This window comes from Corynebacterium faecale (genome assembly GCF_030408735.1).
Lineage (GTDB): Bacteria > Actinomycetota > Actinomycetes > Mycobacteriales > Mycobacteriaceae > Corynebacterium > Corynebacterium faecale.
This window is the reverse complement of sequence record NZ_CP047204.1, coordinates 971,697-993,042: the sequence shown is the minus strand read 5'-3', so window position 1 is coordinate 993,042 and position 21,346 is coordinate 971,697. Positions and strand designations below refer to the sequence as shown.

Genomic DNA, 21,346 nt, shown 5'->3' with positions numbered 1-21,346 from the left:
AGATTACACTTCTTTTATATTTGGTTACCAGATGTTGTCGCCACGGGACTGGGCATCATAACCACCGTCGACGAACATGACCTGACCGGTCATCCGGGCATTGCCCTCAGAGATGAGAAACTCGTGGACAGCGGCGATATGCTCAGCTTCGGCGATGCCGTTGTAAGGGGTCGGCATCGCATCTGCGGCCATCTTCCTGCCCTCCTCCGTGGAGAAGAGATCAGTGGTCATACCGGTGAAGACCTGGCCCGGTCCGACACCGTTGATCCCGATGCCAGCACCTGCATACTCCCGGGTCGGTGCCACCTGACGGATCCAACGGGAGATCGCCCGCTTGGAGCTGGAATAGTTCGCATAACCGATCTGGGGCCCCTGTGCCGTGAGGGCCGTGCCACGCTCGATGGCCTTCTCCTCCTCACCGGCAAGCATCAGATCCACCAGTTCCGGATCATTGCCCTGGAGTGTGGCGGCAGAGGTGGTCACGGATACTCGCGGGGCTTCGGACTTCGCCAGCAGTGGCCGCAGCCCTTCAATCAGCGCCACTGTTCCGAAATAATTGATCTTCAGTGACAACTCAGTTGGGTGGGAGACACCGGCATTGGCCACCAGACCATCGATCACACCACCCGAGAGATCCGCGATCTGATCCACCGCAGCGGATACGCCTTCCGCGCTGCCCAGATCTGCGGTGACATCCCCCTCTTTCAGGTCAACCCGGATCACGCGGTCTCCTGCGTTTTCAAGTACGTCCGCTGTTGCCTTGCCAATTCCGGAAGCTGAACCTGTCACCACAATGGTGCGTGCCATTAGTTTTCTCCTTGAGTTGTTTCTTGTTTCACGGCAATGATCGCTGCATGCGACCAATGCCCCGGGTTGGGTTGTTGGTTGACCTCCATGACCTGGAACCCCGCCGTATTCAGCACGGCGGTCATATTTGGAAGCGGCCAGGTCCAGGCGGTGGTGATGGGATGGTCGAAAGGCTCCAGGCAAGGGCCGTCAAAGTAGCTGAGCAACACCGAACCACCGGGGCTCAGTGCACGGTTGAATTCGGTGAGGATTGCCGGGAGATCCTCCGGAGGAGTGTGGATGATGGAATACCAGGCGAGGATCCCGGCCAGATATCCGTCGGAGGCCAGGAGGGAATCCATCGGTCCCAGATTGATCGCTACACCCGGGTACTGGCGCCGCCCGATGGCGACCAGCTCAGGGGTGATGTCCATCCCCATGACCTCAAGCCCCATCTGGTTCAAATAATTGGTCCAGCGCCCGGAGCCAGCCCCGGCATCGATGACCGGGCCGTCCAGAGTCTGCGCCCACCGCGTGATCAGTTCCACCTCACGCGGTGATGCTTCCTCCGCTGTACCGAGGAGTTCGTGGTACTGCTCGGCGCGGGCGCCATAGGCGCCGGAAACCTCATGTGACATGCCAGTTCACACTCTCGTCGGGGACGGTGGGGGCGTCGATAAGCAGGTTTCTAGACAACCCACTTGCCGAGCTGGCCAGCGGAGAGCTCACCAAGCCACTTCTGCCACAAGGGGCCGAAGGTGACGCGACGGACACCGAGTTTGGTCAGGGCTGCGATATCGCCGGCACCGTGGCCATCGGCGGGATGTGCGGTGACATTGAGGGGAATGGAAACCGCGCTGACCAGCTGGGATACCTGATCAGCAGTGACCAGACCCACGGGATACACCGCGCGGGCACCGGCGGATTCCATCAGCTTGATGCGCTCAGCGGCCTCTGCCAGGGGATCCTCGAACACGTCCGTGCCCAGCTTCACGGCATCGGTGCGACCGTTGATCACAAAATCAACGCCGGCCTCATCTGCTGCGGCGCGGGCGGCGGCAATGTAATCAGCGTGCTCCTGGCGATCGCGCACGCGCTTGCCCTCGGAGTGAACCACATCCTCAATATTGGCGCCCACGGCACCGGCCTGAATGAGGCGGGAGATGAGCTCATCAGGCTTCAGGCCATAACCCGATTCCACATCTGCGCTGACCGGAACATCCACTGAATCGGTGATGCGCTTGACCTTCTCCAGGTAGTCGGCGAAATCCATGTTCTCACCGTCGGAGCTGCCGATCGCATCCGCCACCGGGTGGCTACCGATGGTCAGCCCCTCGAATCCGGCCTCCACGGCGACGGCGGCGCTCCAGGTATCCCACACGGTGGGCAGCACGAGGGTGCGTCCGGATTCATGGGCCTTGGCGAACTGTGTGGCCAGTGCTTTTACGTCAGTCATTCTTCTCTCCCTGTAAATGGTTGGTGATTGACTTTCAGTAATCACGTCCGGCACCTTCCCCTGGGACCACCTACGGTGTCAGACCATCTACGGTGTCAGACCATCTACGGTGTCCGGTTGAGTGCCTTCCGAGATTTGTGCGCCATCATACGTTCAATCACGGAATCGGAGTCGCCTACGCCGGTGGCCTGTGCCCGTGGGATCGCTGTCAGAGCACATACTCGAACAGGTGAAACTGGGTCAGGTCATAGTTGCCATAGTCCACGGTATGACAACCCAGATCGGTGAATCCATAACGCGAATAGAGCTCCAACGCCGGGGTGTTGTCCACATAGACATCCAACCGGACCGCACGCATGCCCCGGTGCTTGGCCAGTGCGATCGTGGAATCCAGAATAAAACGGGCGATGCCACGACCCTGCTGATCCGGCACCACCCCCAACGCGTGAACAACAAGGGCCTGTTCAGGGGCCGCCTCCACCGCCCAATCGACCTCTTTATAGGCGCTCACGGCCTCATGATTAAGCGCCACCACACCTGCAATCTCGCCGTCCTCCCACACCAGATACAACTCACCGGCATTGATCCAGGACGCGATCAGATCCGGTGCCGGGTGTCCCACCTGATGCCACCGCGGATAATCAATGGTGGCTCCCAGGTGATCGATGATCCGCCGGTACACGTTCTGTGCTGCTGCCGTGTCCTCGGGACTGGCTTTGAGGAATCGCCGGTCCGCCTCGGCCGCACTCATACCAACGGCCATGGGAATTGATAATGGGACCGGGGATGAGGAAGAAAAGGCATACGCACCACCCGCGAGGCTCGCGCCTGAAGCGCCTCCACCTCCTCAGGAAACAAAAGGCTGGCGATACTGTCTGGCACCTCATGGATGAGTGGCACCACCGCCCGCACCAGCTCCTGTGGGATGGGTTCACCGGCGAAATCCCAGATCACGGTGCGGAGCTTCGGTTCGACACTAAAACACAACCCGTGGTCAATGCCCCAGATGCGGTCCCTCTCCCCCAGCAGAACATGCCCGGATTTCCGATCAGTGTTGTTGGTGAGCAGATCAAACACCGCCATGCGGAGAAACTGATCATGCAGATCCTCCCGCGTTTCCAACAATGGGAAATAATGATCACCATCATTGTGGATGAACCACTGCAGGGAACCCACACCGAAGGGCGCATCCTCCCTGGTCACGGTCGGCGGCACCAGATGCCAGCCCAGGAATTCACTCAGCAGGAAAGCAGCCTCCTCCCGTGTGTGCAGCCCCGGTGGGAAATCATAGAGGGGCTTCTCCCCCAGCAGCGGTTTGTACACCGCCCAGCCGTACTCTTCCCCCAGGCTCGAATCCACCACAAAACCAACGTTGCTTGATTCCACCAGCTGGGTCACCACCGTCAGGTCCCCCTGCCGCAGGATCTCCAGTTCCTTCTCAAAGGGCGGGAGCAACCCCACCACCTGGTCATCTGAGTGCTCAGCCATGCAAACCCGTGCCATCTAAACCCCTGGATGGCCCCAATGCCTGATCTGCCCCCACTGATCTGAGATAACTCAGCGAGCCGGTCCGTGAGTTGGTCACCACCATCCGGTGCTGAAGCGGTGGAGTATTGAATTCCGCCACAGAGATGGAGGCCGTATCAATGCTGATCCGCTGGAAGGAATCCAGTGGTGTGCCACCGATATGTGCCACCGCTGCCTTGAGTGGATCCGCGTGGCTGAACAGGGCCACCACCTCCCCTGGATGCCTGGCTGCGATCCGGTCGAGGGCGTCGGCCATCCGCTGCTGCATCTCCGGGAAGCTTTCTCCTCCGGGGAATCGGAACTGCGATGGGGTCTGCTGCACGGTTTTCCATTCGGGGAGTTTATACAGGTCGGTGAGCTTGCTGCCTGTCCAGTCGCCGAATTCGCATTCGATCAGATCATCCGTGACCTGAGGTCCCACACCGAAGTGCGCAGCCGTCGGCGCGGCTGTTTCCTGGGCCCGCTCCATCGGCGAGGTATACACCGCGGTCAGTGGCAGTCCGTGAAGGCGTTGCGCCACCTCATCGGCCTGCTTTTGCCCCACATCACTGAGGTGGAGGCCCGGCGCGCGGCCGGGCAGCACCTGGCCGGTGGTGGGTGTGGCACCGTGCCGGATGAGCAGGATGAGTGTCGACGCAGCTGGGTTGGTCTCCATTGTTCTCTCCATTGTTCGGAGCCTACCTAACTTCCCCACCCCCCTGTCGCCGGTCGGGAAACGTAGCTAGCCTGATGGGTGTGAAGCCTCAGTCTGACAATTCCCCGACAGTGACCACCCCTGTGAACACCGCTCCTCCTGCAGCCGCCACGCTTGGTGAGTTGAAGGCCACCGGTTATCAGCACCGCCCGCTGCGGGAGGAGCTCCGTGGCAATCTGCTGGCCAGGTTGGCTGCGGGTGAGGATCCGTGGCCGGGCCTGCACGGTTTGCAGCACACGGTGATCCCGCAGGTTGAGCGCGCGTTGATCGCCGGTCACGATATTGTGTTGCTCGGTGAGCGCGGCCAGGGCAAGACCAGGTTGCTGCGTTCCCTGGCGATGCTTCTCGACGACTGGCTGCCCGCCGTCGCCGATTCCGATCTTCGTGAGGATCCCCTCGCCCCGATCACTGATGCCACCCGTCGCCGAATTGACGAGGACGGCGATGAGCTGCCCATCGTGTGGGTGCACCGGGATGAGCGTTATGCAGAGAAGCTCGCTACCCCGGATACTGCGGTGGCGGACCTGATCGGTGATGTGGATCCGATGCGGGTGGCGGAGGGTCGCCGTCTCGGTGATCCAGAGACCATCCACTTTGGTCTGATCCCGCGGTCCAATCGTGGCATCGTGGCCATCAATGAGTTGCCCGATCTGGCGGAGCGTATCCAGGTGGCCATGCTCAATGTTATGGAGGAGCGTGATGTGCAGATCCGTGGTTATATGCTGCGACTCCCCCTGGATGTGTTGGTGGTGGCGTCGGCCAACCCGGAGGATTACACCAACCGTGGCCGCATCATCACCCCGCTGAAGGATCGCTTCGGTGCAGAGATCCGCACTCACTACCCCGTTGCCTTGGATGATGAGATCGCGGTGATCACCCAGGAGGCCGAGCTGGTGGCGGAGATCCCACCGGTGTTGGTGGAGATCCTGGCCCGCTATACCCGGGCCCTGCGTGAATCATCGGCGGTGAACCAACGCTCCGGTGTATCTGCACGTTTCGCCATTGCGGGCGCTGAGACTGTTGCGGCCGCCGCCCTGCACCGTGCCACCATCCGTGGTGAGGATAAGGCTGTGGCCCGCCTGGTCGATCTTGAATCCGCCGTTGATGTCCTCGGGGGCAAGATTGAATTCGAGTCCGGGGAGGAGGGCCGTGAATGGGAGATTCTGGAGTATCTGTTGCGCACCGCCACCGCGGAGGCCATCCGTTCCCATCTGCGGGGTGTTGATTTCACCCCGTTGATCGCAGCACTGGATGGTTCGGTGACTGTCTCCACGGGTGAACAGGTCACCGCCACGGAATTCCTGACTGGGTTGCCGGACCTGGGTGAATCCGATCTCTATGACCAGGTCGCAGGCATATTCGGGGCGGAAGACGACGGTGGCCGTGCCGCGGCCATCGAACTCGCCCTCGAGGGGCTCTATCTCTCCCGGAAGATCGCCAAGGATTCCGGCGAGGGCGAAACCATCTACGGATAAGGAACCTGACCCCCATGTCACACAGCTACCGGCGTACCCGTTATGGGCGCTATACAGGTGGGCCTGATCCACTCGCACCTCCCGTCGATCTCACCGAGGCCCTCGATGCCATCGCACAGGATGTGATGGCCGGGTATTCCCCGGAGCAGGCACTGCGCGAATATCTGCGCCGCGGTGCCGGTGGGCGAGAGGGTTTTGATGAGCTTGCCCGTCGTGCTGCGGAGCGTCGCCGTGAATTACTGGAGCGCAACAACCTCGGTGGCACCCTGCGGGAGGTGAAGAAGCTGCTGGATGAGGCGGTGTTGTCTGAACGTGGTCAGCTCGCCCGCGATGTGGTGATGGATGACACCGACCGCGCCTTCCGGGAGCTGCAATTGGATAATCTGCCGCAGTCCACTCCGGCCGCGGTGACTGAGCTGAACAACTATGACTGGCAGTCTTCTGAGGCCCGCCAGAAATTCGAGCAGATCAAGGACCTGCTGGGCCGGGAGATGCTGGATCAGCAGTTCGCTGGCATGAAGCAGGCCATGGAGGGTGCCACGGAGGAGGACCGCGCAGCCATCGCCGAGATGCTGCGCGACCTCAATGAGTTGCTGTCCAAGCACCGCAACGGTACTGACACCCCGACGGATTTCGCTGAGTTCATGGCCAAGCATGGCGATAACTTCCCGGAGAATCCCCGCGATATCAATGAGCTCATCGATGCCCTGGCCAAGCGTTCCGCCGCTGCCCAGCGCATGCTCAATTCCATGTCGGAGGAACAGCGTCGTGAGCTGATGGAACTGTCCTCCCAGGCGTTCGGTTCGCCCGAGCTTCAAGGTTTGCTCGGAGATCTAGCGGGAAATTTGCAGGATCTGCGTCCCGGGTTGGACTGGTCCGGGTCGGAAGATTTCACCGGTGATGAAGGCATGGGACTCGGTGACGGCACCGGGACCATGCAGGATCTCTCGGAACTCGATTCGCTGGCGGAACAACTCCGCCATGACCACACCGACGTGGACCTGGATGCGATTAAGCGCCAGCTCGGCGAGGATGCCGCCGTCTCCGCAGATATGCTCGCCCGCCTGGATAAAGCCATGCGCGACAGTGGTCTGCTGCGTCGCAGCCCCGACGGTTCCCTCAGGCTGTCACCGCAGGCGATGAGGCGGCTCGGGAAAACCCTGCTTGACGACGCCGCCCAGCACCTCTCCTCCCGTTCCGGTGCCCGCGACTCCCGCCTTGCCGGCGCGGGTGGTGAACAGACCGGCGCATCCCGCCCCTATGAATTCGGCGATACCCAGTCCTGGGATGTCACCCGCACCATCACCAATGCACTCCAACGCACTGCGGGATCGGAGGGCCCCTTAAAGATTGAGATCAGTGATGTTGAGGTCGTGGACACCGAAGCCCGCACCCAGAACGCCGTGGTGCTGCTGGTAGACACCTCCTACTCCATGGCTGCTGAAGGCAGGTGGGTACCCATGAAACGCACAGCGTTAGCCCTACACCACCTGGTGTCCACCCGGTTCCGGGGTGACGAACTGGCCTTGATCACCTTCGGGCGCATGGCCATGACCATGGATATTGATGAACTGACCGCGCTCCCGCCGGTTCATGAACAGGGCACCAACCTCCACCATGCCCTGTTGCTGGCGGAACGTTTCTTCGCCCGTCATCCCTCCATGCAGCCCACCCTGCTCATCGTCACCGATGGTGAACCCACCGCCCACCTCGAGGACTGGGGTGAGGCCTGGTTCAACTGGCCCACCCATCCGGAAACCCTACGCAAGACCGTCACCCAGCTGGATAGGATCACCCGGCGCGGGGCCCGCACCACCTTCTTCCGCCTCGGACACGATCAGGGTTTGGAGATGTTCCTCAACCAGCTCGCTGACCGCGTCGGGGGTCGCGTCACCGCCCCGGACCTGGATGATCTGGGGGCTGCGGTCATCAGCGAATACCTCAAGGTCCGGGACATGGACTGGTGAGCATGGACGTCCTCGATGTGGCACGGGCGCATCAGCTCCACCTCGATCCCACCTCTCTGAGCGTCATCGAGATGGGTATGGATTTCCGGGTGGTGATGGCGACAGATACCGCCGGGCGAAGGTGGGTGTTGCGGATCCCCCGCTACCTGTCGGTGATGAAGCGGGCAGCACCCGAGGCGGAGATCCTCACGGTGGTGGCCCGGCATCTATCTGTGGAGGTACCTGACTGGCAGATCCACACCCCGGATCTGATCGCCTATCCCCTGCTCCCGGGCATCCCCGGCGTAGAACTGACCGATGAGGGGGAACCCATCTGGAACGTTGATGTCTCCTCACCGGACTATGTGGAGTCCCTCGCAGGTGTGCTCCTCCAGCTGCATTCCATTCCCGTGGAGGAGGTTGCTGCCACCGGCATCACCATTCACACCCCTGCACAGGTCCGCGAAGCCTGGCAGGTGGACCTGGACACAGTGTCCACCCATTTCACCATCGATGATGAACTCCTTCACCGCTGGCGGGCCTGGGTGGAGGATGACTCCTACTGGCCGAGACACAGCGTGCTCACCCACGGTGAGATCTATGCAGGTCACACCCTGGTGGAAGATGAGGTGATCACCGGGGTCATTGACTGGACCACCGCGCAGGTGGGTGATCCAGCCCGGGACCTGATGATGCAGCAGCTTAGTGGCACCCCGGAGTCTTTTGAGCTGCTGCTTGAGACCTATGTTCGTGGAGGCGGACAGATCTGGCCACGGATCCGTGAGCACTGCGTGGAAATGGCCTCCGCAAGTCCGGTGGGGTTTGCCCTCTATGCACGTGAGGTGGAGAACACAGCACTTTTGCAGCAGGCGGAACAGATGCTGAATCCGTCTGATCATTAGAACCTGCCTACACTCCCCCTCAACTGTTGATAAAGTTTCGGCTTGTTCCGTTATATCCCTCTTTGATGTTGAAAAGAACAAGCCATGCACCCGTCTGTCCGTCTCCTCGCCCTGGCCCTGACCGGCACCCTCCTGTGCGCCGCAGCCTCCCCGATCGCGTCTGCGCAGTCAGACTTTTCCTCCGGATCTTCAGGATCCTCTGGATCTTCCGGTTCTTCCAGGCCCTCGGAAGATAATGCCGTTCCCTCCACCCCATGGGCGGAGGACATCTCGGAGGGGTTGATCGTCAACCTCATCGGCGATCTCCTCGGACCTGGAATCTCCAATCACGTCGGTGTGATGACCGGTGATCTGGGCACCATGACCGCACTGGGAGATGGTGGTGAATTCGCCATCATCTTCGGTGATTCCTTCCGCGGTGCCAACTTCGGACAGGGTGAATGGATGAGCCCCATCGGTGTGATCGCAGAGATGGACGACACGGGCCGCATCGTGATCACACGCCCCCTCAACGACAGTTCCCGCGTAGAGCAGCTGATCGACTACACCCACAATGAACGCGGACTCACCCTCCTGCCTTCAGACATCATCAACATCAACGGCACCCTCTACATGCAGGCGATGTGGAATGAGGGCGTGGGCAATGTCCTCTACACCCAGATCTGGGAATCCGACGACCAGGGTAAGAGCTGGCGCAGCGTGTCCACCACACCCGCCAACTACCTGGGTGGAAAAGCCAACCTCATCACCTGGGACTATGACGCGGAAAATGACTGGGTCTACCAGATGTCCTCGGAGTTCAAACGCCGCGATGATGTCTACCTCACCCGCTTCCGCCCCTATGACATCGACAACCGCAGCAAGTGGCAGCACTATTCCCAGGGCACCTGGGGCACCCACGGCACCCCGATTCTCAGTGATCAGGTGCGCGCCGGGGAGATGTCCCTGCGTTATATCGAGGGCCACTGGGTGCTGGCGATGTTCAACGCGGAGACCATGGCCATTGAGGTGCGTCTCTCCAGCGAGATTGAGCGGGACTGGAATGAAATCGAACCCGCCAATGTCATCGTCGCAGGACGCGGCGGCTGGGGTGCAGAGCAGACACCCAGCAACTTCACCCAGCTCTACGGCGGTTATATCACCCCGGGCTCCACTCTGGACAACCTTGATCTGGTGGTCTCCCAGTGGAATACCAGCAACAACAGCCGGTACATGTCCACCCAGTTCAATGTGCAGGGCCTGGATGCATTCTTCGGAATCGACTCCACCACCGATTCCACAGCCCGCACCATGATGCGCACCATGGACACCAACATCGGCAACCAGGACGTCATCCAGGTGGAGCGAGTTGCGGTTGATCCCGCACCTGAGGTGGAGATGCTGGAATCCCTGACTGATCTCACCATCGTGCCCCTGGACTAGCTCACAGCTCGGTGACCTGGCCGTCCTCCACACGCCAGTGGCGGTCGGTCTTCACTGCTTCCAACATCCGGCGGTCATGGGTGACCAGCAATAAGGTGCCCTCATAGGTTTCGAGTGCCTCCTCCAGCTGTTCGATGGCGGGCAGGTCCAGGTGGTTGGTGGGTTCATCCAATACCAGGAGATTCACACCGCGTGCCTGCAGCAGTGCCATCCCGGCGCGGGTCCGCTCCCCCGGTGAAAGCTCATCAACGGGGCGGTGGACATGGTCTGCAGCCAACCCGAACTTGGCCATCAGGGTGCGCACCTCGCTGGAGGTCATTTCCGGAACCGCTGCCTCAAAAGCATCAACCAGTGGGCTGGTTCCGGCCAGGACCGCACGCGCCTGGTCGATCTCACCGATGTGGACTCCCGAACCGAGGCTGGCAGATCCCTCATCGGGGAGTTGTCGTCCAAGAAGGGCTCGCAGCAGGGTGGATTTTCCGGCACCGTTGGGACCGGTGATGCTGATCCGTTCGCGTGCGTTGACCTGTAGTGATACCGGGCCCAGGGTGAAGGTGCCCTGGTGGAACACCGCGCTGTTGAGCGTTGCCACCACCGACCCTGAGCGTTCCGCGGAGGCGATGCTGAACTCCAGTTTCCACTCCTTGCGGGGTTCATCAACCTCATCAAGACGGGCGATGCGGCTTTCCATCTGGCGGACCTTCTGGGCCTGTTTCTCGCTGGATTCAGTCGAGGCTTTCCGCCTCAGTTTGTCATTATCGGGTGCCTTCTTGATGGCATTGCGCACGCCCTGGCTGGACCACTCGCGCTGAACACGGGCGCGGTCCACCAGGTCGGATTTCTTCTCTGCGAACTCATCATATTTCTCCCGGGCCTGCCGACGCAGTGTGGCACGCTCCTCCAGGTAGGCGTCATATCCACCGCCGTAGACGCGGTTGGTGTCCTGTGCCAGATCCAGTTCCAGCACCTGGGTCACACAGCGTGCGAGGAATTCACGGTCGTGACTGACCAGGATCACGCCGCCGCGGAGTCCCTGGACGAAGTTCTCCAGACGTTCCAATCCATCGAGGTCGAGGTCGTTGGTCGGTTCGTCGAGAAGCACAACATCAAAGCGGGAGAGCAGCAGCGCTGCGAGCCCGACGCGCGCGGCCTGGCCACCGGACAGCGAGGTCATCAGCTGTTCATCCACGCCGTCGCTCACCTCGAATCCGAGATCGGCGAGCACAGCGGGCAGGCGCTCCTCAAGGTCGGCTGCCCCGCTGGCCAGCCACCGGTCCAAGGCAACCGAGTAGGTATCGGCTGCGGAGTCATCCTCACCGAATGCTGCCGCTGCCTCATCCATGTCGCGGGTGGCCTGGGCGCATCCAGTGCGCCTAGCCACATAAGCTGCGATGGTTTCGCCTTCCACGCGCTCATGTTCCTGGGGCAACCAACCGACGAAGGCATCGGCGGGTGCCAACGACACGGTTCCGGCCTGTGGCTCATCCACACCAGCCAGGATCCGGAGCAGGGTGGATTTCCCGGCACCGTTGGCACCGACCACGCCCACCACATCCCCGGGGGTGACGGTGAGGTTGAGGGAATGGAACAGGGTGCGATGGCCGTGGCCACCAGCAAGATCGTTGGCCACGAGGGTTGCTGTCATGGGGTTCATTGTCGCACCCCCGAGGCGCGGAGAAGAAATGGTGGCACAGCTCACATGGGGTGTGCTGTACTGGGGCCTATGAGTCTGCTGAAGCGTTATCGTTCAACCGGAGCTGATCTTCCCTTCGGCGATCCCCTACCCGCCCACACCGGGGTGTCAATGGAAGGGTACTTCTGGCGCATCACCGATCCCGCCACCGGCAGGGTGATCATCGCCCTGTGCGGCGTGAACCAGGGACCGTCGGGGCCGTGGGCAACGGTGGGCTACGCCGCCTGGCCGAATGGTTTCATCCGCACAGAAGCCCTGGATGGCGCCTGGGCCAACCCCCACAGTTTGGGTGTGGAGGGTGGAGCGGAGGCTTTTGAGGGTAACCACCGGCGGCTGCGGGTGGATCTTGGACCCGACGTGCTGCTGGATATGACATTCTCCAACCTTGAGCCCTGGCCACACCGCGCTGTTGGTGGGTCCAGCATCTTCCAGATGGTGCCCGCCCTCAACCAGTACTGGCATCCCTGGCTGCTGGGCGGGAAGGCCTCGGGAACAGCGGTGGTGGGTGATCAGACCTGGGAGTTCACCGATGCCCAGGTGTACGCGGAGAAGAACTGGGGCCGGGAGGGGTTCCCGGAATCCTGGTGGTGGGGTCAGGCGCAGGGTTTTAAGGAACCCGATGCGTGTGTCGCCTTCGCCGGTGGAAAAATCCACAGCGGCAAACTACGCACTGAGGTCACCGGCTTGGTCGTGCGACTCCCTGGCGGGAAGGTGTTCCGCCTGGGCAATCCCGTGGTCAGTCCGGTGGATACCCGGACCACCGATGAGCAGTGGCTGATCTCCGGCCGGGGCTATGGCTGGGACGTGGAGATCACCGCCACCGCACCACTTGACCAGGCGTTTGTGCTTCCTGTGCCACTGCCCAGTGAACACCGCAATACCGCCGGCGATCTGGAGCATCTGGTAGGCGAACTGAAGATCGAGGTCAAAAGGTTCGGCCGCCACGTGTGGTCGGGAACAACGTCCCTGGCGGCCCTGGAACATGGCGGGCTGGACCGGGCGGAAGCCGAACTGCGTCGGCGCGGGCTGGACCCGGGCCTGACATTCGCCCCGCCGGTGGGCCTATAGGCTGTACTCAAACACAGGGTAGTCGGTATAGCCCTTCTCCTCGCCCACATAGAATGTGGCCGGATCAGGCTCATTCAGCGGCGCATCCAGGCGCCAGCGTCGCACCAGGTCCGGGTTGGCCAGTGCGAGTCGCCCCACCGAGACGGCGTCCGCCGCCTGCTTCTCGACGAGTTCCCCGGCCGTCTCCCGCGTGGTGAATTTACTGAACCCGGTGTTGAGAATGACCGGCGCACCGAACTCCTCCCGGAGGGTTTGCACAAGCTCGCCTTCCGGTTCATGGTGGACCAGTTCCACATGTGCCAGCCCCAGGTGCTTCAGACTCCGGGCCAGGGCGGTGTAGGTGGCCAGGACATCAGCTGAGTCGTTTTCTATTGCACCCTGGATATTGTGCTGTGGGGACACACGCAGTCCGGTGTTTTCTGCACCGATCTCCTTGGCCACAGCGGTGACCACCTCTGCCACGAAGCGTGCACGATGCTCGGGGCTGGCACCATAGGCATCAGTGCGGAGATTACTGGTGGGTGCCAAAAACTCATGGAGCAGGTAACCATTGGCCCCGTGGATCTGCACACCATCCATACCTGCTGCCATGGCATTGCGGGCACCGGCGACAAACTGGTCGATGATGGTGGGCAGCTCATCTAGTTCCAGGGCATCGGGAATCACCGGGTCCACCTTGCCGGAGGAGATCCGGATCGGATCCGGGGCAACGACGGCGCTTGGCGCCACAGTGCGGCCGGTGCCGGTCAGTTCCGGATGGGAGATGCGGCCACCGTGCATGATCTGCATGATGATCTTGCCACCGCGATCATGAACCGCATCGGTGATCTCACGCCAGGCTTGGATATGCGCCTTCGTTTCAATCCCCGGCTGACGGCCCCAGGTTCGCCCCTCCTGAATGGGCCAGGTGCCCTCCGTGAGGATCAGACCGAAGCCGGCGCGTTGGGCGTAGTACTCCTTCATCATGGCATTGGGGGTGCCGTCAGTCTCTGCCCTGATGCGGGTCAGCGGAGCCATGACGATGCGGTTTGCCAGCGTGGCTCCTCCGAGTTCAACCGGGGAGTACAGCGGGTGGGTGGTGTCATGATTACTCATATGGTGGGAGTCCTCTCAGCGACGGGTGTGGGTACTGTCCGTGCAACGAGGTGGGTTGCCGGATTGTTCCCTGAAGGGGTGTGAGGGTGCGCTGACAGGCTCGTCGCGAAGCAGGGGCGCATAAGCGACCGCAATACCGCAGACCAGCGCACCGAGGCCACCGACAACCAGGTCACTGATGGTGTCCTCGTAGGTGACATAGATCTGTGAAGTGATGTAGGTGAAACCGACCCATTCCACCACCTCCCACAGAACGCCGAGCGCCAGGCCGAGCGATGTTGTCAGGAAGATCCCGGCCACCCGATGGGTACCCGGCGGGGGAACCGCACCGACACGTGCCAGGAAGATATATGCTGCGGCAGCCAACCCACCTGCGCAGATGAAGTGGATGATCAGATCCCACCATGAGATAGAGGTATAAAGTTCGAAAACATTACTCCACGCAGCGATGATCAGGCTGCTGGTGAGGATGGCATCCGGCAGGGGCTTCACACCCAGGAACCGTGCGATCACAAACCCCGGCAGTGTGAAGGCGACCACGGCGGCCTGCGTGAGTTCGAAGAAGATCAATGCCAGGAAAAAACTGAGCAGACCTCCCATGCGGATGAGGTCCGCCGCTATCTCACTGAAGCCCCTCGGTGGGCGGATGAAATTGTCGATCATTGAGTGCGTCATTTCCTGCTTTTCCGGGTGGAACAATCAGAGCGTGGACAGAGAGATGATCTGATGCCCAGCCGCCAGCGTACTGACGCGCGTTGATCCCCGCTCCAGGAACCTGCCAATCAGATGTGCTGAGAATCCAGTCAATGCGACGACCGCCCGGGGTCGGATTCCGATAATTGGGGAAGGTCCCCCACTGCCGGGTGAGATGCTGATCTGCAATGGACCAGGTATCGGACAGTGCGGCGCTTTGGGTGAATGCACCGTGGGTTCTGCTGTCCTGAGCGGCGTTGAAGTCACCTAGAACGATGGCGGGCAGCGTCTGTTTCTGAATGAATTCCCGGATGGCCCCGGCTGAGCGGATCCGGGAACGCGATGAAAGGTGGTCGAGGTGGGTGTTGATGATGAGAAACCGGGTACCGGTATGACGGTCGCGGACGGTGGCGGCCACAAAGGCACGCGGGAAGACATTGCCCCACGACACCGACCCCGGTTTGCCCGGCCGGTTGGACAGGGCACACTGTTCCCAGGTGATGAGCTCCAACCGCCCGCTATCAAAGAAGATCGGCGTGGCCTCCCCCGTGTGGTCACGCCCCCTCCCCTGCCCCACCGACTGGTAGCGGGAACCGAGCACGTCCTGAAGAAAAGCGGTCTGCTCCGGCAGGGATTCCTGGATACCGAGGATGGTGGGCGCCATATCCGCGACTGCGGCGCGGATTCGGGGCGCGCGGGTCTCCCAACGGTCATGCTCCCGCGCCATGAGAGCGGGGATCAGCCGGCGGATATTCCACGTCATCACATGGATGGTGGGCGGTGTTCCCGGCCTGGTGGTGATGGTGTCCCCCCGCTCCTTTGTGGTGTTTCGTGGTGAGCCCGAGGTTACCCGCACCGCGGTTTTCACTAGACTCGGGAACCCCCGGATGAAGGAGAACGATGGAAGCGGATGTCATTGTGATCGGCGCAGGTCTAGCTGGCCTGCAGGCTGCCCGGAGACTGCAGGATGAGGGCCTGAGGGTTGTTGTCCTGGAACGTGATGATGCCGTCGGGGGCAGAATGCGCACCGACCGCTTCGACGGTTTCCAGCTTGACCGAGGATTTCAGGTCCTCAACCCCGCCTACAGTTCGGTTCGCAAATGGGTTGATGCGAAGTCGCTTGATCTACAACACTTCGAAGTGGGTGTGAAGCTCAGGGATGCCCGGGGAATCTCCACACTCGCGCACCCTCTGCGTCACCCCGGTCTGCTGCCACAGACCCTGGGGAGCGGCTACCTCCGTCCCGGCGAACTCATCGCCCTGGCCCGCTGGCTGGGGCCTACGCTGCTGCGCGAAAGTGTCTCCCTCCGCGCGACCCGCGACACCTCCCTGGCCAGGTCATTTGACCGCGCAGGCATCACCGGGCCGCTGCGCCGAAACGTCCTGGACACCTTTTTGGCAGGTGTGCTTGCCGACGCCGACGGCACCTCCTCCGCCAACTTCACCCGGATTCTGCTGCGTGCCTTCGCTTTCGGTTCCCCGGGATTGCCCCGTGATGGCATGCAGGCGCTGCCCGAACAGCTGGCATCGTCGCTGCACGAACGCCCACTGACAGATCATGACGTGACCGGTATCCACGATCATGGCAACGGCGTCACCGTGGATACGTCAGCCGGAACATTCAGGGCTCAACGAGTGGTGGTGGCAACCGACCCGGTGGGGGCGGCCGATCTCACCGATATCACCGCACCACGCATGAAGGGGCTGAGTACCTGGTGGTTCAGCGCGGACACCCCTCCAGCTTCGGACGGGTTCATCCTGATGGATGCCTCCCGACCGGGTGGGGGCGCTGCCGGACCGGTGTTGCACGCGGCGGTGGTCTCGAATGTGGCGCCTTCCTATGCACCTTCAGGACGCCATCTCATCGAAGCCACCACCCTCCTGGGTGGGGCGCCCACCAGCGAATCAGAGGTCCGGGCAGATCTGGAACGGATGTATGCCACCTCCACTGCTTCCTGGGAACTGATCACCCGACATGACGTGCCCCATGCACTGCCCGAACAACGCCCGCCTCTGCTGGACAGGAAACCCCAGCGCATCAGTGATCGGGTTTTCGTCGCCGGTGATCACCGCGATACCGCCTCCATCAACGGGGCACTGATGTCAGGTGACCGTGCAGCCCGTGCCATCACCGGTTTGATCAGGGGATAGATCACCCCCGGACCAAACGGTGCAGGGCCCACGTCATCAGCGGCCGGTACAGGACCAGAAACGGTGTGGGGCCCCAGATCCTGATCCAGGCACGGGTGCCCGCACAATCACGGTCGAGGCCGTGTTCAAGCAGAAGCCGGAAAGGGCCGAACCGCACCCTCCACGTCCAGGTTCTGGCAGCGGTGTCCACGTGCAAGATCCGGAAGTGGGCGGTGAAGAAGTGGACGACCTTCACGGTGCCCCGGGTGCCAGCCATAATCTCCGGGGTATCACTTGACACGCCGGTGAGGTGGGGTGCCCAGGAATCCCAGTTCCGGGGATAGAGATACCGCTGCCAGGCGTTTTCCAGATCAGCTCCGCCGAGTGCGGTTACCATCATCAGGCCCATGACGCGCTTCTCAGGACCTGGTGAAACGCTGTCGCAGCCAGCCCCAGGCGCCGGTGGACCATAGTGCCCAGATCACCAGCAGTGGTTGGAAGAATAACCGGATCAGTCTCGATCTGTCGCTGTCCAGGCCGAAGCCGTCAGTTCCCTCAACATACTGGGCGATATTGCCCGGGAAAATAAGAATGAAGAACGCGGCGGTGGCGGTGCCCACCCACGGCCTGGCAATGCGTGGTGCGAGGATGAGCGCCGCACCTAATCCGATCTCCACCACGCCGGAAGCCACCACCACGACATCATCATCCACGGGAATCCAGTTGGGTACCTGTGCTTGGAACTCCTCCCGCAAGGTGGTCAGGTGACCGATTCCAGCCCCCAGCAGGGCACCGCCGAGCCCGATTCGGGCCACGGTCCTGACCGCGCGGGCAAAACGGCCCTTCTTGTTGGCTCCTCCGCCATCGCCCCGTGGGGTGTGGTCTGTGGTGTTCGCTGTTGTCATAGCGCCCATTATTACGCCTTGTGGGGAATAAGGTCCGCGGCGCGGCGTTCGTCCAGGCCGGGCATCACCCCTCCAAGAACCGGAAAAACCACCTGAAAAGGGTGTGATTGATCAATTTCCCTGCAATGAACCAGCAAACCCGCAGTGACGCCCATCACATTCACGTACCATCAGATTTACCTGCACATTCTTATGAGGAGCTGAGATAAAACCGCACAGAGGCCGAGAGGCAGAAGGCACGAAGATCCTAAATTCCTAAGAAGAGGTACACATGATGTTCTCACGTTCAAGAAAAAACACTCTATCCACCGCTGCGATCGGAGCCACCCTCCTACTGACGCTCACGGCCTGTGGCACTGCCGATGATTCAGATGACGCCACAAGCGATGAAGGGAACGGAGGTGAGGTTTTGACCATCGGCATCGCCGGCGAGGTGCCCTACTCCTATCTCAATGACTCCGGTGATCCGGAAGGTGCCACCGTGGCGCTGGCTGAGCGGATCTTCGGCGAGGAGATGGGTTTTGACGTGGAAGCCGACCTGGTCAACTGGGACAACCTCATTCCCGGACTGCAGGCGGAACGCTTCGATGCGATCTCCGCCGGGATGTCGATCACCCCTGACCGCTGCCGCGAAGCAGCGTTTGCAGAACCGGAGATCATGTACACAACTGCCCTGGTGGTCGAGGAAGGAAACCCCTTCGACGTGTACACACTGGATGATGTGCAGGCAGCCATTGAGAACGGGGAAGATATCACGCTCTCTGTCCTCACCGCAGGTATCGAAGCCAACTACGCCACCGAGATGGGCCTGGACTACCAGGGTGTAGGCAGCGCCGATGAAGGTCTGGAGATGGTTCAGGGTGGACGCTCCGATGTCTTCGCCATGACTGCGATCTCTCTCAATCAAATGGCCGAGAATGCCAGCGGGGTCGAAGTCACCGAAGGCTTTGTCCAGGAGATCAACGGCGTCAAACAATACGGCGCAGGCTCAACGGTTTTCCGTCTTGACGATACCGAGACACTCAATGAGTACAACGAGCACCTGGCTGCACTGAAGGAATCCGGTGAGCTCTTGGAGATCCTCAGCGACTACGGCTTCACCGAGGCCGAAGTGCCCCCGATGGATATGACCGCGCAGGATCTCTGCGCCGGTGACCTGGAAGCTCTCCAGGACATCGAGGACTAAGATCCCCGCGCCCGACTACCGTTGCAGGTGACCAACCGGCCAGTGCCCAATCGTGATTGCCCACCTGCAATGGTATCCGCCAACTCTCATTGGACATCTCGTGGACAACTTTGACGCACTCATATCACGGGCACCGCTGCTCTGGGACGGGATGTGGCTGACCATCCAGCTGACCGTGATCAGTGGGTTCCTTGCCTTCATCCTCGCCATCGTATTCGGGCTTGCAGCGGGAAGCCCGAAATTCATCCTCCGGCTACCGGCCCGCATCATTATTGAATTCTTCCGCGGAACCTCCCTGTTGGTGCAACTGTTCTGGCTCTACTATGTCCTGCCCCTTTTCGGCCCGCAGCTTGATGCTTTCACCGTCGGAGTGGCGGCACTCAGTCTCAACTACGGTGCCTACGCCGCTGAAGCTGTCCGTGCCTCCATCACCTCGGTGCCCAAGGCACAGTGGGAGGCCACCACCGCCCTGTCGATGTCCTGGTCGCACAAGATGAGACGCATCATCTTCCCCCAAGCCTGGGCCCTCATGCTCCCCTCCCTCACCAATCTCTGGGTGCATCTGCTCAAGGGCAGTTCCATCGTGTATATCGTCGGACTCAGTGAGTTCACCTTCGAACTACTGCAGCTTCGTCGTGTTACCGATTGGTTCTTCGCTCTCGCGATCACCGGGCTCATCGGTTATTTTCTCCTCGCGCTCGTCATCACCTGGGGCATGCACCTGCTGGAGGTACGCGCCAAGTTCCGCCTCGGCAGGGGTCCGAGTCTGAAGGAAGTGCTCTCCCTGAAACCCACCCTCCACGTGGGCACAGGTGGTAGATCCATGGCGCCTACAGGCAATCAGTCCCAGGGAGGCCCGCGATGACTCAGCTGAAAACAACAGATCTACTGGCCTCCGCCAACATTGACACACCTGATATCCAAGATCGGACCAGTTTCTGGCGCTGGGATTTCGCGTGGGAGGTTCTCCCCGAGATGCTGGAAGCCTTTTTCAAGGTCACCCTGCTGGTTACTGTGCTCGGCACCGCGATCGCCACGGTTCTCGGGCTGGTCATCGCCATCCTGATCCGGTTACTCCCCCGGCCCCTGTCCTTGTTGGTGCGCTGGATTGCGGATTTCATCCGCATGACGCCCATCATCGTTCAACTTCTCATGGTGTTTTACGGCATGGTCTGGTTGGAACCCCTCACCATCGGCATCCTTGTATTCGGCGTCCACTATGCAACGTATATGTCCGAGGTGTACCGGGCTGGAATCGAATCGGTTCCGAAGGGACAGTGGGAGGCAATCACCGCCCTATCGATGTCACCACGTCGTGCCTGGTCAAAGGTGATCATCCCTCAGGCCCTCCGATCCACCGTCCCATCACTGGGAAACTACGCCATTTCCATGTTCAAGGAATCCCCCTTCCTCATTTCCATCGCGGTCATGGAGATGGTGAACACCGCCCTGGCGATCGGTGGCTTCACCTACCGCTACAACGAAGTCATCACCATCGCCGGCCTTATTTTCCTGGCCGCCAGCTACCCCACAGCTATTCTTGTCAACCGATTGGAGAAACGACTTGCCTACGCCCACTGACCCAACCACCCCGGTGATCGAATTCCGGGATGTGGGCAAATCCTTCGGGGACCACACCGTGCTCAACAACCTCAACTTCACCGTGCGTCAGGGCGAACGTGTCACACTGATCGGTCCCTCCGGTTCGGGAAAAACCACCATCCTGCGCCTGGTAATGACCTTGGAGAGCCTCACCGATGGTTTCATCTTCATCAACGGGGAACCCTTGACCCATGTGGAGAAAAACGGCAGGAGGACGCCGGTATCCGCGAAAGAACAGAAGAGGATCCGCACCAAGATTGGCATGGTGTTTCAACAATTCAATCTGTTTCCCAACATGACGGTGTTAGAGAACATCATCGAGGCACCGGTCCATGTCCTGGGGATCCCGAAGAAGGAGGCCATCAGGAGAGCTAAGGAACTCCTGGAGAAGGTTGGACTACCGGACAAGGCGGATGCCCATCCCACATCGCTGTCGGGTGGGCAGCAACAGCGAGTGGCCATCGCCCGTGCGCTGGCCATGGATCCAGAGATTCTCCTGCTGGATGAAGTCACCTCAGCCCTGGATCCGGAGGTGGTGGTGGAGGTACTCGGCATTCTGCGTGACATTGCGGCAAGCACGAACGTGACCATGTTGATCGTGACACACGAGATGTCCTTCGCCCGGGATGTCTCCGACCGGGTGATGATGCTGGACAACGGCAGAATCGTGGAGTCTGCATCCCCACACACCATCTTCACGCAGCCACAGGAGAAACGCACCCAGGAGTTTCTCTCCGCGGTGCTGGGCAGCGGACTATAAGACCAG

At 61.0% G+C, this 21,346-nt stretch carries 22 protein-coding genes; 10 read left to right on the top strand and 12 right to left on the bottom strand.

The features are described 5' to 3' along the window. Positions 1-24: 24 nt before the first annotated feature. From CFAEC_RS04635 to CFAEC_RS04610, 6 genes are all read right to left on the bottom strand, one after another. On the bottom strand, positions 25-807 hold the full coding sequence (locus CFAEC_RS04635; protein ID WP_290279232.1) for an SDR family oxidoreductase: 783 nt from the start codon (positions 805-807) through the stop codon (positions 25-27). After that, complete coding sequence (locus CFAEC_RS04630) at positions 807-1,424, bottom strand: class I SAM-dependent methyltransferase (protein ID WP_290279230.1); 618 nt, start codon at positions 1,422-1,424, stop codon at positions 807-809. Before CFAEC_RS04630 ends, CFAEC_RS04635 begins: the two co-directional genes overlap by 1 nt. A gap of 50 nt (positions 1,425-1,474) precedes the next feature. Then, positions 1,475-2,242, bottom strand: a complete 768-nt coding sequence (locus tag CFAEC_RS04625; protein ID WP_290279229.1) for an isocitrate lyase/PEP mutase family protein — start codon at positions 2,240-2,242, stop codon at positions 1,475-1,477. Between the two features lie 208 nt (positions 2,243-2,450). Beyond that, the gene (locus CFAEC_RS04620) at positions 2,451-3,005 is read right to left on the bottom strand and encodes a GNAT family N-acetyltransferase (RefSeq protein ID WP_290279228.1); all 555 of its coding nucleotides are present in this window, start codon (positions 3,003-3,005) and stop codon (positions 2,451-2,453) included. After that, a complete protein-coding gene (locus tag CFAEC_RS04615; protein WP_290279227.1) occupies positions 2,990-3,730 on the bottom strand; it encodes an SCO1664 family protein in 741 nt (246 codons plus the stop codon). Before CFAEC_RS04615 ends, CFAEC_RS04620 begins: the two co-directional genes overlap by 16 nt. Next, complete coding sequence (locus tag CFAEC_RS04610; protein ID WP_290279226.1) at positions 3,723-4,424, bottom strand: histidine phosphatase family protein; 702 nt, start codon at positions 4,422-4,424, stop codon at positions 3,723-3,725. The genes CFAEC_RS04615 and CFAEC_RS04610 overlap by 8 nt, the downstream gene beginning before the upstream one ends. 74 nt (positions 4,425-4,498) lie before the next feature. Here CFAEC_RS04610 and CFAEC_RS04605 point away from each other — a divergent pair, with 74 nt between their 5' ends. The 4 genes from CFAEC_RS04605 to CFAEC_RS04590 all read left to right on the top strand — a co-directional run bounded on the left by CFAEC_RS04605 (position 4,499) and on the right by CFAEC_RS04590 (position 10,208). After that, complete coding sequence (locus CFAEC_RS04605; protein WP_435384259.1) at positions 4,499-5,938, top strand: sigma 54-interacting transcriptional regulator; 1,440 nt, start codon at positions 4,499-4,501, stop codon at positions 5,936-5,938. A 14-nt stretch (positions 5,939-5,952) separates the two neighbouring features. Then, on the top strand, positions 5,953-7,905 hold the full coding sequence (locus CFAEC_RS04600) for a vWA domain-containing protein (RefSeq protein WP_290279224.1): 1,953 nt from the start codon (positions 5,953-5,955) through the stop codon (positions 7,903-7,905). Positions 7,906-7,907: 2 nt separating this feature from the next. After that, positions 7,908-8,786: a macrolide 2'-phosphotransferase gene (locus tag CFAEC_RS04595; RefSeq protein ID WP_290279223.1), complete on the top strand. Its 879-nt coding sequence runs from the start codon at positions 7,908-7,910 to the stop codon at positions 8,784-8,786. An 84-nt stretch (positions 8,787-8,870) separates the two neighbouring features. Then, complete coding sequence (locus tag CFAEC_RS04590) at positions 8,871-10,208, top strand: DUF4185 domain-containing protein (protein WP_290279221.1); 1,338 nt, start codon at positions 8,871-8,873, stop codon at positions 10,206-10,208. A gap of 1 nt (position 10,209) precedes the next feature. Here CFAEC_RS04590 and CFAEC_RS04585 read toward each other — a convergent pair whose 3' ends face one another. Beyond that, positions 10,210-11,853, bottom strand: coding sequence for an ABC-F family ATP-binding cassette domain-containing protein (locus CFAEC_RS04585; RefSeq protein ID WP_290279220.1), 1,644 nt, complete (start codon positions 11,851-11,853; stop codon positions 10,210-10,212). Positions 11,854-11,931: 78 nt separating this feature from the next. On the opposite strand from CFAEC_RS04585, the gene CFAEC_RS04580 reads away from it, so the two are divergent. After that, on the top strand, positions 11,932-12,969 hold the full coding sequence (locus tag CFAEC_RS04580) for a tocopherol cyclase family protein (RefSeq protein WP_290279219.1): 1,038 nt from the start codon (positions 11,932-11,934) through the stop codon (positions 12,967-12,969). Here CFAEC_RS04580 and CFAEC_RS04575 read toward each other — a convergent pair. From CFAEC_RS04575 to CFAEC_RS04565, 3 genes are read right to left on the bottom strand one after another with little or no spacing between them, the layout of a single operon-like run. After that, the gene (locus tag CFAEC_RS04575) at positions 12,964-14,064 is read right to left on the bottom strand and encodes an alkene reductase (protein WP_290279217.1); all 1,101 of its coding nucleotides are present in this window, start codon (positions 14,062-14,064) and stop codon (positions 12,964-12,966) included. The two genes, CFAEC_RS04580 and CFAEC_RS04575, sit on opposite strands and share 6 nt — an antisense overlap. 15 nt (positions 14,065-14,079) lie before the next feature. Then, positions 14,080-14,727: a DUF2238 domain-containing protein gene (locus CFAEC_RS04570; protein WP_290279216.1), complete on the bottom strand. Its 648-nt coding sequence runs from the start codon at positions 14,725-14,727 to the stop codon at positions 14,080-14,082. Beyond that, positions 14,687-15,520, bottom strand: coding sequence for an endonuclease/exonuclease/phosphatase family protein (locus CFAEC_RS04565; RefSeq protein ID WP_290279215.1), 834 nt, complete (start codon positions 15,518-15,520; stop codon positions 14,687-14,689). Before CFAEC_RS04565 ends, CFAEC_RS04570 begins: the two co-directional genes overlap by 41 nt. A 137-nt stretch (positions 15,521-15,657) precedes the next feature. Between CFAEC_RS04565 and CFAEC_RS04560 the strand changes: the two genes are divergently transcribed. Then, entirely contained in the window at positions 15,658-16,908 is a 1,251-nt protein-coding gene (locus tag CFAEC_RS04560) for an NAD(P)/FAD-dependent oxidoreductase (protein ID WP_290279214.1), read from the top strand. Position 16,909: 1 nt separating this feature from the next. On the opposite strand, the gene CFAEC_RS04555 is transcribed toward CFAEC_RS04560, so the two are convergent. Beyond that, on the bottom strand, positions 16,910-17,296 hold the full coding sequence (locus CFAEC_RS04555) for a hypothetical protein (protein WP_290279213.1): 387 nt from the start codon (positions 17,294-17,296) through the stop codon (positions 16,910-16,912). A gap of 10 nt (positions 17,297-17,306) precedes the next feature. Further along, the gene (locus tag CFAEC_RS04550) at positions 17,307-17,801 is read right to left on the bottom strand and encodes a DoxX family protein (protein ID WP_290279212.1); all 495 of its coding nucleotides are present in this window, start codon (positions 17,799-17,801) and stop codon (positions 17,307-17,309) included. Positions 17,802-18,063: 262 nt separating this feature from the next. Here CFAEC_RS04550 and CFAEC_RS04545 point away from each other — a divergent pair, with 262 nt between their 5' ends. From CFAEC_RS04545 to ehuA, 4 genes are all read left to right on the top strand, one after another. Continuing rightward, entirely contained in the window at positions 18,064-18,978 is a 915-nt protein-coding gene (locus tag CFAEC_RS04545) for a transporter substrate-binding domain-containing protein (protein ID WP_290279211.1), read from the top strand. A 100-nt stretch (positions 18,979-19,078) separates the two neighbouring features. Continuing rightward, complete coding sequence (locus tag CFAEC_RS04540) at positions 19,079-19,843, top strand: amino acid ABC transporter permease (protein ID WP_290279210.1); 765 nt, start codon at positions 19,079-19,081, stop codon at positions 19,841-19,843. A gap of 110 nt (positions 19,844-19,953) precedes the next feature. Further along, positions 19,954-20,559, top strand: coding sequence for an amino acid ABC transporter permease (locus tag CFAEC_RS04535; RefSeq protein WP_290279804.1), 606 nt, complete (start codon positions 19,954-19,956; stop codon positions 20,557-20,559). A gap of 13 nt (positions 20,560-20,572) precedes the next feature. After that, a complete protein-coding gene (gene ehuA, locus CFAEC_RS04530; protein WP_290279803.1) occupies positions 20,573-21,340 on the top strand; it encodes an ectoine/hydroxyectoine ABC transporter ATP-binding protein EhuA in 768 nt (255 codons plus the stop codon). The last annotated feature ends 6 nt before the right edge of the window (positions 21,341-21,346 follow it).

What these genes read in the sequence shown, in the direction of transcription:
- CFAEC_RS04635 (WP_290279232.1), bottom strand. Translation starts at nt 807, where the DNA reads ATGGCACGCACCATTGTGGTGACAGGTTCAGCTTCCGGAATTGGCAAG.
- CFAEC_RS04630 (WP_290279230.1), bottom strand. Translation starts at nt 1,424, where the DNA reads ATGTCACATGAGGTTTCCGGCGCCTATGGCGCCCGCGCCGAGCAGTAC.
- CFAEC_RS04625 (WP_290279229.1), bottom strand. Translation starts at nt 2,242, where the DNA reads ATGACTGACGTAAAAGCACTGGCCACACAGTTCGCCAAGGCCCATGAA.
- CFAEC_RS04620 (WP_290279228.1), bottom strand. Translation starts at nt 3,005, where the DNA reads ATGGCCGTTGGTATGAGTGCGGCCGAGGCGGACCGGCGATTCCTCAAA.
- CFAEC_RS04615 (WP_290279227.1), bottom strand. Translation starts at nt 3,730, where the DNA reads ATGGCTGAGCACTCAGATGACCAGGTGGTGGGGTTGCTCCCGCCCTTT.
- CFAEC_RS04610 (WP_290279226.1), bottom strand. Translation starts at nt 4,424, where the DNA reads ATGGAGACCAACCCAGCTGCGTCGACACTCATCCTGCTCATCCGGCAC.
- CFAEC_RS04605 (WP_435384259.1), top strand. Translation starts at nt 4,499, where the DNA reads ATGGGTGTGAAGCCTCAGTCTGACAATTCCCCGACAGTGACCACCCCT.
- CFAEC_RS04600 (WP_290279224.1), top strand. Translation starts at nt 5,953, where the DNA reads ATGTCACACAGCTACCGGCGTACCCGTTATGGGCGCTATACAGGTGGG.
- CFAEC_RS04595 (WP_290279223.1), top strand. Translation starts at nt 7,908, where the DNA reads ATGGACGTCCTCGATGTGGCACGGGCGCATCAGCTCCACCTCGATCCC.
- CFAEC_RS04590 (WP_290279221.1), top strand. Translation starts at nt 8,871, where the DNA reads ATGCACCCGTCTGTCCGTCTCCTCGCCCTGGCCCTGACCGGCACCCTC.
- CFAEC_RS04585 (WP_290279220.1), bottom strand. Translation starts at nt 11,853, where the DNA reads ATGACAGCAACCCTCGTGGCCAACGATCTTGCTGGTGGCCACGGCCAT.
- CFAEC_RS04580 (WP_290279219.1), top strand. Translation starts at nt 11,932, where the DNA reads ATGAGTCTGCTGAAGCGTTATCGTTCAACCGGAGCTGATCTTCCCTTC.
- CFAEC_RS04575 (WP_290279217.1), bottom strand. Translation starts at nt 14,064, where the DNA reads ATGAGTAATCATGACACCACCCACCCGCTGTACTCCCCGGTTGAACTC.
- CFAEC_RS04570 (WP_290279216.1), bottom strand. Translation starts at nt 14,727, where the DNA reads ATGATCGACAATTTCATCCGCCCACCGAGGGGCTTCAGTGAGATAGCG.
- CFAEC_RS04565 (WP_290279215.1), bottom strand. Translation starts at nt 15,520, where the DNA reads ATGACGTGGAATATCCGCCGGCTGATCCCCGCTCTCATGGCGCGGGAG.
- CFAEC_RS04560 (WP_290279214.1), top strand. Translation starts at nt 15,658, where the DNA reads ATGGAAGCGGATGTCATTGTGATCGGCGCAGGTCTAGCTGGCCTGCAG.
- CFAEC_RS04555 (WP_290279213.1), bottom strand. Translation starts at nt 17,296, where the DNA reads ATGGGCCTGATGATGGTAACCGCACTCGGCGGAGCTGATCTGGAAAAC.
- CFAEC_RS04550 (WP_290279212.1), bottom strand. Translation starts at nt 17,801, where the DNA reads ATGGGCGCTATGACAACAGCGAACACCACAGACCACACCCCACGGGGC.
- CFAEC_RS04545 (WP_290279211.1), top strand. Translation starts at nt 18,064, where the DNA reads ATGATGTTCTCACGTTCAAGAAAAAACACTCTATCCACCGCTGCGATC.
- CFAEC_RS04535 (WP_290279804.1), top strand. Translation starts at nt 19,954, where the DNA reads ATGCTGGAAGCCTTTTTCAAGGTCACCCTGCTGGTTACTGTGCTCGGC.